This is a genomic window from Mesorhizobium sp. CNPSo 4684 (assembly GCF_057784315.1).
In genome coordinates this window covers 65,245-76,489 of the sequence record NZ_JBWLUX010000033.1, presented here as the reverse complement: position 1 = coordinate 76,489, position 11,245 = coordinate 65,245, and the positions used below count along the sequence as shown (strand labels likewise).

The 11,245-nt window shown below is 63.4% G+C and carries 10 protein-coding genes; 3 read left to right on the top strand and 7 right to left on the bottom strand.

Annotation, left to right across the window (positions count from 1 at the left end; genetic code table 11):
- Window positions 1-156 precede the first annotated feature (156 nt).
- Window positions 157-1,095, bottom strand: coding sequence for an NAD(P)-dependent oxidoreductase (locus AC04SG_RS26285; RefSeq protein ID WP_488553417.1), 939 nt, complete (start codon window positions 1,093-1,095; stop codon window positions 157-159).
- A 116-nt stretch (window positions 1,096-1,211) separates the two neighbouring features.
- Here AC04SG_RS26285 and AC04SG_RS26280 point away from each other — a divergent pair, with 116 nt between their 5' ends.
- Window positions 1,212-2,102 carry an NAD-dependent epimerase/dehydratase family protein gene (locus AC04SG_RS26280; protein ID WP_112560284.1) on the top strand — a complete coding sequence of 297 codons (891 nt, stop codon included), beginning with the start codon at window positions 1,212-1,214 and terminating at the stop codon, window positions 2,100-2,102.
- A 118-nt stretch (window positions 2,103-2,220) separates the two neighbouring features.
- Complete coding sequence (locus tag AC04SG_RS26275; RefSeq protein WP_488553416.1) at window positions 2,221-2,997, top strand: FadR/GntR family transcriptional regulator; 777 nt, start codon at window positions 2,221-2,223, stop codon at window positions 2,995-2,997.
- Between the two features lie 19 nt (window positions 2,998-3,016).
- Here the strand turns inward: AC04SG_RS26275 and AC04SG_RS26270 are convergent, their stop codons facing one another.
- From AC04SG_RS26270 to AC04SG_RS26250, 5 genes are all read right to left on the bottom strand, one after another.
- Entirely contained in the window at window positions 3,017-4,111 is a 1,095-nt protein-coding gene (locus AC04SG_RS26270; RefSeq protein ID WP_488553415.1) for a Gfo/Idh/MocA family protein, read from the bottom strand.
- 28 nt (window positions 4,112-4,139) lie between these two features.
- Window positions 4,140-4,961, bottom strand: coding sequence for an ATP-binding cassette domain-containing protein (locus tag AC04SG_RS26265; RefSeq protein ID WP_488553414.1), 822 nt, complete (start codon window positions 4,959-4,961; stop codon window positions 4,140-4,142).
- Entirely contained in the window at window positions 4,958-6,073 is a 1,116-nt protein-coding gene (locus AC04SG_RS26260) for an ABC transporter permease (protein WP_488553420.1), read from the bottom strand. The genes AC04SG_RS26265 and AC04SG_RS26260 overlap by 4 nt, the downstream gene beginning before the upstream one ends.
- Before the next feature lie 144 nt (window positions 6,074-6,217).
- Window positions 6,218-7,186 (bottom strand): rhizopine catabolism ABC transporter substrate-binding protein, encoded by a 969-nt coding sequence (locus tag AC04SG_RS26255; protein WP_488553413.1) that lies wholly within the window; start codon window positions 7,184-7,186, stop codon window positions 6,218-6,220.
- A 63-nt stretch (window positions 7,187-7,249) separates the two neighbouring features.
- On the bottom strand, window positions 7,250-8,170 hold the full coding sequence (locus AC04SG_RS26250) for a ChbG/HpnK family deacetylase (RefSeq protein ID WP_488553412.1): 921 nt from the start codon (window positions 8,168-8,170) through the stop codon (window positions 7,250-7,252).
- 341 nt (window positions 8,171-8,511) lie between these two features.
- On the opposite strand from AC04SG_RS26250, the gene AC04SG_RS26245 reads away from it, so the two are divergent.
- Window positions 8,512-9,756 carry a DegT/DnrJ/EryC1/StrS family aminotransferase gene (locus AC04SG_RS26245; protein WP_488553411.1) on the top strand — a complete coding sequence of 415 codons (1,245 nt, stop codon included), beginning with the start codon at window positions 8,512-8,514 and terminating at the stop codon, window positions 9,754-9,756.
- Between the two features lie 21 nt (window positions 9,757-9,777).
- Here AC04SG_RS26245 and mocR read toward each other — a convergent pair whose 3' ends face one another.
- The gene (gene mocR / locus AC04SG_RS26240) at window positions 9,778-11,244 is read right to left on the bottom strand and encodes a rhizopine catabolism transcriptional regulator MocR (protein ID WP_488553410.1); all 1,467 of its coding nucleotides are present in this window, start codon (window positions 11,242-11,244) and stop codon (window positions 9,778-9,780) included.
- Window position 11,245 lies beyond the last annotated feature (1 nt).

The following is an 11,245-nucleotide window of genomic DNA, read 5'->3' as shown; positions in this document are numbered from 1 at the left end:
CGCGGATCTCGAACCTCTCGCAGGATAGACATAATCAACGGCACCGCGGCCTCCTCTGTAGCGAGAAAGCCTCTCAAGAATCCCTCTTTTCCTACTTGGCAAGAGCCAATCAACTTATCTGCGATTCCCCTGCCCCTTGTGGGGGAGATCGGCTGATCAGATCGTCTGCTTCTTGCCGTCCTTGCGTGGCATGAGATCGACGCCGTTCACCTTGGCGATATGCGTGGCCAGCATCGGCACGAACTGCTCGGCCGGCCCGGTAGCGTGGGCGCCGGCGAAGGAATTCTTGGTGGCGTTGCCGAGCGGATTGGCGATGCCGGCCGCACCCGCCATGGATTCCAGATAGGTCAGGTCCTTGAAGGCGTTGGCGATGGTGAATTTATGCGCGTCGCGGTCGCCTTCCAGCGTCCAGCGCATGAAGGTTTGGTAGAAGCCGCAATCCATGCGGCCGTTGCGGATGACGCTGTCGAAGCGCGGCGGCGATATGCCGACCTTCTCGGCCAGCGCCAGCGCCTCGGAATAGATCGCGGCGTAGCCCAGCGAGATGAAGTTGTTGAGCAGCTTCATGCGGTGGCCGTCGCCGGTGTTGCCGATGTGGACGATGCGTCCCGCCCAGGTCTCGATGACCGGCTTTACCCGGGCAAACAGCGCGTCGGGCGCGCCGACCATGGCGTCGAGTGTCCCTTCCCAGGCTTCCTTCGGTGTGCGGCTCAGCGGCGCATCGACGAAGTCGACGCCGATCTCCTTGAGTTCCGCCGCCAGCGCCACGGTCGAGACCGGATCGGAGGTCGAGCAGTCGACGACGACCGAGCCCTTCTTCAGGCCCTCCTTGAGGCCGCCGGGGCCGCGGATGATGGCTTCGACCTCGCGCGAGCCGGTGACGCAGATGAAGACGATATCGGACGCCGCCGCCACGTCGCGCGAGGTTGCTGCTTCCTTGGCGCCGCGGCCTAGCAGGTCTTCCGCCGGTTTGCGGTTCTTGCGGCCAAGGAAGGTCAGCTCATAGCCCTTGTCGACGATGTTCTTGGCGATGCCGTGCCCCATCAGGCCAAGGCCGATGAAGCCGATCTTTTCGCTCGCGGCAGTCGTGGTCATGTCTTGAAGTCCTGTTGCAATGATTGATATCTGGCGCCGCCGTTTGCCGGCGAGGGTGGTTGCGGAATGCCATATTGTCTGACAATACACAGGAATCCTAGGCATTGGAGGCGAAAATGACGAAGCGGATCATGTTCACCGGCGGCAGCGGCAAGGCCGGGCGCCATGTCGTGCAATATCTGGTCGAGCAGGGCTGCCAGGTGCTCAACATCGACACCAAACCGCTCGACAATCCCAAGGTGCGCACGCTGATCACCGACATCACCGACAGCGGCCAGGTGTTCAACGCGCTGACGAGCTACATGGGCCTGCATGAATTCGACCCGTCGCTGCGCTCGCAGCCGGTCGATGCCGTCGTGCATTTCGCCGCCATCCCGCGCATCATGATCACGCCCGACAATGAGGTGTTTCGCATCAATGCGATGGGCACCTACAATGTCATCGAAGCGGCAGTGAAGCTCGGCATCAAGAAGGTGGTGATCGCATCCAGCGAGACGACCTATGGCGTGGTGTTCGCCAACGAACCGCGCGACCCCAAATATTTCCCGCTCGACGAAGAATACGACGTCGATCCGATGGACAGCTATGCGCTGTCCAAGGTCGTCAACGAACACACGGCGCGCGCCTTTGCGCAGCGCAACGGCACCGACATCTATGCGTTGCGCATCGGTAACGTCATCGAACCGCATGAATATTCGCTGTTTCCGAAGTGGTTCGCCGATCCGGGCTTCCGCAAGCGCATCGCCTGGAGCTATGTCGATGCCCGCGACCTCGGCCAGATCACGCTGCGCGCGGTGGAAAAGGACGGTCTCGGCTTTCAGGTCTTCAACGCCGCCAATGACGACACCTCGTCCGACCTGCCGACGGCCGAGCTGTTGAAGCGGTTTTACCCCAATGTGCCTGTCAAGGCGGAACTCGGCGAATATGAGACGCTGCTCTCCAACCGCAAGGCCAGGGACATGCTCGGCTTCCGTCCCGAGCATAGCTGGCGCAAATACGTCAAATAGGGCTGCAAATAGGCTTTGGGGGGCAAGGTTGTAACCTGATCTGTGCACAGCCTCAGGCTTTGCCGCCAACGTCCTTTCCTTTGCTTGACAGCTTTAAAAATCCGGACTTTGTGGACGCATGAGGGACGGAAAGCCGAATAAGGGAAAGAAGCCCGACAAGGCGGCGGCCGTCGAGCGCCCGGCGGCGCTTCGTCGGGCCGACGCAACCCGGGTGCCCGGCTCCAGCGTGCATGCGTCGCTGGCCAGCGAAATCGGGCTTCGGATCGTGCGCGGCGATTATCCGCCGGGCACCATCCTGCCCAATGAAGCCAAATGGTCGGAAACCTTCAACGTCAGCCGCTCGGCGGTGCGCGAAGCGATCAAGATGCTGATGGCCAAAAGCCTTTTGGCATCACGCCCCAAGATCGGCAGTTGGGTTGAACCCAGGGAGCGCTGGAACCTGCTCGACCGCGATGTGCTGGCCTGGTATGCGACCTCGCCCGACCGCGAAGTGTTCCTGAAAACGGTGCAAGAGTTCCGCCACATCATCGAGCCGGAAGCGACAGCGTTCGCCGCCATGCGGCGGACCGAGGAGCAGATGGCCGAGATCAGCCAGGCCTGCCGCGAGATGGGCGAGGCGACCAGCCTGCAGGAACGCACGCGCGCCGATACCCGCTTTCATCTCGCCATATTGCGCGCCTCCGGCAACGACTTGCTGGTGCCGCTCGGCGTGCTGATCGAATCTGCCTTCGATCATCTGTTCACCTTTACGACGCGTGAACTCGACGATCTGCAGCACGCACAGCAGCTGCACGAGGCGATCGAGAAAGCCATCCGGCTGCAGCGGCCGGAGGCGGCCCGCAATGCCGTGCGCAAGCTGCTCGCCAATACCGACGGCGTTATCAACTCCCGGTAAAAGCGGATCAGCCTGCAGGCTATGCGGCTAAATGCCGTCTTGTCAGCGCGATCAGCAGCGCCTGGTCGCGCGCGGCGTGTTCGGGCGGATTGACGACTTCGTCACCGTTGACGATCGCGCCCCAGAAGCCGCGCATCTCCTCGACAAAGGCTTCGCCGTAGCCGGCGCGCAGGTCCCTGGTCGATAACGTATGGCCGTCCGACGTCTTCACCGTCAGCCGGGTCGGATGATGGTTGAGCCAGGGCGAGGGGAATTCGAGCTCGAGGCTGGCTTCGTCGAAGAACAGCGTGATGCGCTCCTTATAGTCGGCGAGCTTCGGCACGGTGAGATGCGTCATGGTCCAGAGCGCCTGGCCGTCCAGCAGTTTCATCGCGCCTTGTCCGCCATCGCCATTGGCGAAGATCTGCGCGCCGACGACCTCGCCATCGGGCACGCCGAGCGCGTCGAGCAGGCCATGCACGGCATTCACATCGTGAATCAAGGCGGAGCTGTAAGCGCCGGTAAATCCACGGAAAGCGAGATCGGTCAGAGGCTGGCCGATGGCGCGCTCGACCTGTTGTTTCTGCTTGCCTTGCGCGGCAGCAATCAGGTCCTTGGGAATGTCGTTGCCTCTGATATAGCGCTGGTGGGCGATGAAGGGCCAGGCATCCGGATCGTTGACCTCGACCGAGACGGAACGCAGCGTCTTCGGGGTGCCGGGCAGCGAGGTCAGCGCCAGCCGGTAGCTCGGATCGAAGCGCTTCATGTAGCCTACCTGCATGACCTTGCTGGCCTTGTCGCGTGCGGCAACGATCTCGGCGATCTCCTCCGGTGAATAGCAGAGCGGCTTTTCGCAGAAGACATGCAGGCCGCGCTGGAGTCCGGCCAGCACCTGCTCGTGATGCAGCGGGTCGGGCGAGCCGATGACGACGGCGTCCAGACGCTGGTCGAACAGCTGCTCAGGCGTTTCGAAATTGGCGATGCCGTGGATCTCGCTGACGAACTCGCGCGAAATCCTCGACGGATCGGCGACGCCGACCAGTTCGAACAGATCGCTGAGCCGCAACAGGTTTGGAATGTGCTCGACCTGCGAAATCATGCCGGCGCCGATGACACCGACCCGTATCCTGCTCATGCAATGTCTCTCTTGATGGTCTGAAACGTCACGGCGCCGCCGTTGGTCGATTGCCGATCTGCGCCAGCAGGCCGGCGATCTCCGCTTCCACCGCTTTCAGATCCTCGCCGCCCGACATGATCGAAATCACCTCGTCGCGCGAGATCTCGGATTTGGCGTAAGTGCCGCGATTGCGGCCGCGGTTTAGCAGCGTGAAAGTGTCGCCGACGGGGTAGGCGTGGTGGATGTTGTGGCTGATGAAGATTACCGCCAGCCCGCGCATGCGCGCCTCGATGATGAACTTCAGCACCATTGCGGCCTGATGGACGCCGAGCGCCGAAGTCGGCTCGTCGAGGATAAGCACCTTGGCGCCGAAATGCACGGCGCGCGCGATCGCCACCGATTGGCGCTCGCCGCCCGACAGCGTGCCGACGGCCTGTGTCGGGTCGCGCACGTCAATGCCGATGTCGGCCATGGCCTGGCGGGCTATTGTGTTGGCGCGCTCCTTGTCGATGCGCGAGAAGGGCAGACTGCTCTTCGTCGGCTCGCGGCCGAGGAAGAAATTGCGGGTGATCGACATCAGCGAGATCATGCCGAGGTCCTGGAAGACCGTGGCGACGCCGAGGTCCTGCGCATCGCGCGGGCTGCGGAAGGCGACCTGCTTGCCGTCGACGAAAATCTCGCCCTTGCTCGGCCGGTGCACGCCCGACAGAACCTTGATCAGCGTCGATTTGCCGGCGCCGTTGTCGCCGAGCAGGCAGTGCACCTCTCCGGGATAGACCTTGATGTCGATGTCCTGCAGCGCGCGCACCGAACCGAAATTGACGGACACACCGCGCAGTTCCATGGCTGGCTGAATGGCTTGGGTCATTTGCCGCCTCCGCGTCCGAGCGCCTTGAGGCGGATGTAGTTGTTGACCAGCACAGCCATCAGGATGACGATGCCGAGGAAAACCTTGAACCAGTCGGTGTCGATGCCGGTGTAGAAGATGCCCATCTGCACCAGGCCGAAGATCAGTGCGCCGAACAGCACGCCATAGACGGTGCCGTAGCCGCCGGTGAGCAGCACGCCGCCGATGACTGCGGCGATGATGGCCTCGAATTCCTTGAGCAGGCCGCGCGTGGTGTCGGCTGAGCCGGCCTCCATGACCTGGATGGTGGCCAGCAAGGTCGCGGCACAGGCGGTGTAGATGAACAGCGCGATCTTCACCCGGTCGACCGGAACGCCGACATTGCGGGCGGCATTGAGGTCGCCGCCGGTGGCGAAGATCCAGTTGCCGTATTTGGTCTGGGTCAGGACATAACCGGCGAGCACGGTCAGGCCGAGCCACCAGACGATCGACATCGGAATGCCGACGACAAAGGGAATGCCGTCGGTGCGGGTGGCGATCCAGCCTTGCGTACCCATCCAGTGGAAGAAGCCGGTCAGGAGATGGCCGCTGAACAGGCCGGCGGTGGCCGGATCCGGTGCGCCGTCGAGGATATAGGGGATTTGCGTGCGGCCGGTGACGGCTCGGGTGATGCCGATCGACAGGCCGCGCAGGATGTAGAGCGAGGCCAGCGTGACGATGAAGGAGGGCAGGCGGGTCTTCACCACGATCAGGCCGTTGACGTAGCCGGTGAGTATGGCGACCGCGAAGGCGCAGGCGATGCCGCCCCATAACGGCAGGCCCCAGTATTTGACTGTCAGCCCGATGACGACGCCGGCGAAGCCGACCATCGAGCCGACTGAGAGATCGAACTCGCCGGCAATGATGAGGAGGGCCGCGGCGGTGGCGATGATGCCGAGTTCGGCCGCCAGCGTCAGGAAGGTCATCGACCCCTGCAGCGAATAGAGGTTCGATGCTCCCGGCAGCAGCGCGAAGATGATGATGGTGGCGATCAGGCCGCCGGCGGCACCCGCTTCTGGCCGGCGCAGCCACTGCGTCAGCCGGCCGGTGCTGGCCAGCCGTTCATCGGCGCCGGCGGCGCGCTTCGACGTCATGCCGAAACGGTCTTTGACCGGCCCTTCTGAAGGTATCGCCTTGTCTTCCACGGCTGCCATTAGGCTCCCCAATCGTTCACTTCGCAATGTCGACCAGAGATCGGGGAGCGCATGGCGGCTCCCCGATCCGTTTGGTTGGCTCGACTAGCGGATGCCGTCCTTGGCGAGCGCCAGGATCGCCTTGGCCTTGTCGGGTGAGTCGATGAACAGTGGGCCGGTATAGGCGTTGTTCTGCGGCCAGAAGCCGTGCGTGGCGTGCTCGACGAGATAGATCACCGGCAAATAGCCCATCAGATATTGCTGGGCGTCCATGCCGAAGCCCATTTCGCCGGCGACGACGGAATCCAGAACTTCGGGGCTGATGTCGAACGTGTAGAGCTTGATCTTGCCGAACAGTTCCTTCTGCCGGAAGAACGGGATCAGCGGATTGGCGGCGGTGGCGCCGAGGGCGAACACGGCCTGGGTGTCGGGATGCGCCGACAGATAGGCTTCGGTGCGGCGCTGGATGTCGGCTGGATCGGGAGACACGGTCAGGACTTCAGTGCCGCCGCCGGAAGGCTTCAGCCCGTCATTCAAGCCCTGGCAGCGCTGGTCGAGGCTGACATTGCCGACCTCGTGGTTGATGCAGACGACCTTGAGCGTGCCTTCCTTGGCCAGCCGCTCACCGGCCTTCTTGCCGGAATCATATTCGGAGACCGTGCCGACATAGAGCGTGGTGCCTAGTTCAGCACCTTCCTTCTCGCCGGAATCCAGAACCACCATCGGGATGTTGGCAGCAAGACCCGCCTTGACCGATTTGCCGAGCGCATTGGCGTCGGCGATGGAGACGGCGATGCCGTCGGGATTGGTGGCGATCGCCGCGTCGAGCAGGCGGGACTGCTCGACCACGTCGAACACTTGAGGTGCGTAATATTCGACCTTGGCGCCGGTGAGTGCGGCCGCATCATCGACACCGCGCTTGACCACCGACCAGTAGGGATCGGAGGCCGAACCATGCACCACGAAGGTGATGCGGACATCTTTCGGGTCCTTCAGGCCGGCCGCCTGCGCGACACCCGCCAGCATACTCATCGAGACAAGCGCGCCGAGCGCCAGTTTCAGAACGGTCTTCATGTCATTCTCCCATTGTCGTTGCAGTTCCAATTCCCTCTTTGCGCCGCAGGCCGAAGGATCGGCTTATAGCGCTGACCGGGTGGCCGCTTTGCGGGCCTTTGCCGGTGTCGATCTTCCAAGCCTTGCACGAAGCTCTTCGCGCAACGGCTTCATGCCGATGATGTCGATGTCCTGTGCGTCGAGCCAGTCGCGAAAACTCTGGTCACGGAACAGCTCATATTCCTCGGTGCGGATGTAGGCGGAGCGCGGCTCGATCAAGTCGAGCTCGCCCGGCGCGTTGAAATGCAGGCAGAAGAAGGTCAGGCCTTCACGCACGCCTTCGACCAATGCCTTGTAGGCAGGCTCTATCGGCTTCGAACGCGGGCGGCCCCATGTCGTCTGGATGGCGGCGTCGAAGATGACAAAACCTTTAGCGCGGGCCTCGGCGACGCCGCGCTGGAATGCCGCTTCGGTGACGCCGACCAGATTGTCGTTGGGCGAATAGGCCGACAGGGTTTTGGTCAGCAGCACCGGCAGTCGGTATTCCAGGCCGAGCCTGATGTAGACGTCGCAGAACTCGGGCGACAGGGCCGCGCCCATATGGGCGTCGAGATGGGTGACGTCGATGCCGGCACGGTAGGCGGTGTCGATCTGGGCACGCAGCTCGGTCTCGACCGCTTGTGGTGCCGCCTTGCGGCGGGTGGTCGCGACATCGGGCCAGAAATAGCCGAACTCGTCGGTCAGGCCGGCCGCGCGCGACGGCGAGGTCAACGGGCGCCATTTGTAGTGCTGCTTTTCGCTGTTCAGCGTCAGGTGGACGCCGAGATCGAGGGCAGGGCCCGCGGCTGCCGCTTCGGCCATCTCGGGGAACCACGGGCAAGGCACCATCACCGCGCCGGAGCTGCAGGCGCCCAGCCCGGTCAGTTCGAGGAAGGCGCTGTTGGCGCCATGGCACATGCCGACATCGTCTTCATGCAGCACAAGCTGTCGCCTTTGGGCATTCATGGGGGCATTCATGAACGGCCACCGTCTTGCCGGCACGCCGGTTGCGAGGGTCTTCCAAAGTGTGTCCCGTGCTGCATGGAACCGACCGTTTGCCCAACTGGACGCGATGGAACGCCCAAAGCCGGCTTTCCAACAGGGCCACTTCAGCGAATTCGGATGGGTACGATTTTCCGCGGGGCCTGCATTGTGGAACGCCGATTTCATTCGTTATGCCCACATTCGGCGTTAAACGCGTCCTCGCGCAGCCGTGATGGCTTGGTCCGATCGCGGCGTAGTGGTTCTTTCAAACAGCGCCGGCAAGCGTAGAGCTTTCACACCATCAAGGGATGTGGAGAGCTGCCATGTACACTGCCGGCGAAGAAGAGATCGAAGCCATTGCCAGGGTGATCCGCTCGGGCGCTCTGTTTCGCTATGGCGAGAACAGCGAATGCAACCGCTTCGAGGCGCGCTATGCCGGGCATCTCGGCGTCGGCCATTTCGCGCTTGCCGCCAGCGGCACCTATGGGCTTGCCGCCGGCCTGATCGGGCTCGGCATCGGGCCTGGCGACGAAGTGCTGGTGCCGGCGCACACCTATATGGCGACGGCCACCGCGGTGCTGTCGGTCGGCGCCATTCCGGTCATCGTCGATATCGACGAGAGCCTGACCATCGATCCGGCAGCGCTGCGCGACGCTATCGGCCCGCGCACCAAGGCGGTCATTCCTGTGCATATGTGGGGTGCCGCCTGCAACATGAACGCCATCATGGACATCGCACAAAGGCGCGGCCTGCTCGTGCTGGAAGATGTCTGCCAGGGCATTGGCGGCGGCTATGAAGGCAAAAAACTCGGCTCCATCGGCCATGCCGGCGCCTATTCCTTCAACTACTTCAAGAACATGACTTCGGGCGAGGGCGGCGGCATCGCCACCAGCGATCCGAAGGTGGCGGAGCGGGCGCGCTGCGCCATCGATCCCTGCCATTTCTACTGGCAGGGCCGCAGCGACAGCATCAAGCCGTTCGCCGGCATCGGCGCGCGGGCCTCGGAACTGATGGGCGCCATGCTCAATGTCCAGCTCGACCGTCTCGACGGCATCATCGAGGCGATGCGGGCGGAGAAGAAGAAGGTGCTGGCCGGCACGCGCCATCTCGGCAATCTCGGCCTGACGCCATCGCCGATGAACAGCCCCGATGACGACTGCGCGGCGCAGGTGATGTATCTGTTGCCCAGCGAACAGGCGGCGCAGACGTTTTCCAAGACCATTCCGAGCGTCATTGCCGGCAAGACCGGCCGCCACAATTTTACCCAATGGGATCAGGTGCTGATGCATGAGGGTGCGCATCACCCGGCGCTCAATCCCTACACGCTGCCGGAAAACAAAGGTCTGCGGCTGACCTATGCCGACGATCTCGGCAAGGGGTCGCTCGACATCCTCAACCGCACGGTGATGGTGGCAATGAACCCGGCGCACGGCGATGCCGATATTGCTGACATGATCCACAACATCGACGCGGCAGCCCGCGTGGCGCTGGAAAACGCCTCGCTGGACGACGTCGAGGTGCGCAAGGCAGCCCCCGTCGATTTGCAGAAGTTCGACAGCGTGAATTGAACCGCGCCGCGTCGGACCGGCCTACTGCCGGTCCAACCGCATGAACGCAGCGCGCAACGCCAGCACGGCGCGCAGAATTTGGCGCTCGTCCATGGCGGCATAGCCCAAGAGCAGGCCATGCTCCGGCTCGCTTGAATGATAGTTGATGGAAATGCCCTGCACGTCGAGCCCCTCCTTGACGGCGGCGGCGACGACGTCGCTGTCCTTGTAGGGTCTTGTAAAACTCGCCAGCAGCTGCATGCCGGAATCGTTCTCGGTCACCGTCAGCCATTCGGCCAGATGCTCCTGGCACAGCTTGACGAAATTGGCCTGCCGGCGCGCATAGAGCCGGCGCATGCGCTTCAGATGCGTGGCGAAGTAGCCTTGCGTGATGAAGTCGTTGACCGTGGCCTGCAGGATCAGCGGCGCGAACTGGCCGGTGATGGAGACGGCGCGGTCGAAGGGCACCGACAGTTCGCGCGGCACGATGAGATAGCCGATGCGCAATGCGGGGATCAGCGTCTTGCCGAAGGAGCCGATATAGACGACGCGGTCGGCGTGATCGAGGCCGCGCAGCGCCGGAACCGGCCGGCCGCGAAAACGGTACTCGCCGTCATAATCGTCCTCGACGATCCAGGCGCCGTGGCGCTCGGCGATGTCGAGCAGCTGCAGCCTCTCCTCGATGCGCATAATGGTACCGAATGGCCATTGGCAGGACGGCGTCACATAGATCAGCCGTGGTGGCGGCAGCTCGGGGTCGGCGAGGTGCCAGCCGTGCCGGTCGACCTTCAGCGGCGCGAGCCTGGCGCCGCTGGCGAGGAAGGCGCTCTTGGCGCCGAGATAGCCGGGCTCCTCCATCCAGACATGGTCGCCTTCGTCCATCAGCACGCGCGAGGCGAGATCGAGCGCCGCCTGCGCGCCGGTGACGATGATGACCTGGTCGGCGGTGCAGTTGATGCCGCGCGACAGGCTGATGGTTGAGGCGATGGCCTGGCGCAGGCCGGGATGGCCGGCAAAGGAGAGATAGCCAAGCAGGTTCTCGTCACGGCTGCGCGCATTGCGCACCAGAAGGCTCGACCAGATGGTGAAGGGGAATGACGCCGTTTCCGGCACTCCGGGATGGAAGTTGATGACGCCGGCATTGCGCGGCGGCTGCGGGCCGTTGACGATGGTCTGGCCGCGCCGCGACAATTTTTGCGGAGCGGCGAGACCGGCGCGCAGCGAGGCCGGCGGGCGCTTCTGCTGGATCGGCGCTACCCAGGTGCCGGATCCGGCGCGCGCCTCGATGAAACCTTCGGCGAGCAGCTGATCGTAGGCGGCGATCACCGTGTTGCGGCCGACTTTCAAATCCTCGGCCAGCGAACGGGTCGAGGGCAAAAGCGTGTTCTGCTGGATCTGGCGGTCGAGGATGAAGCGCCGCAAGGCGCCGTAGATCTGCCGGTGCATCGGCTCGTCCGAGGCGCGGTCGACCGACATGATGTCGAGGGAAAGGCGCATATGGTCGGCCAAA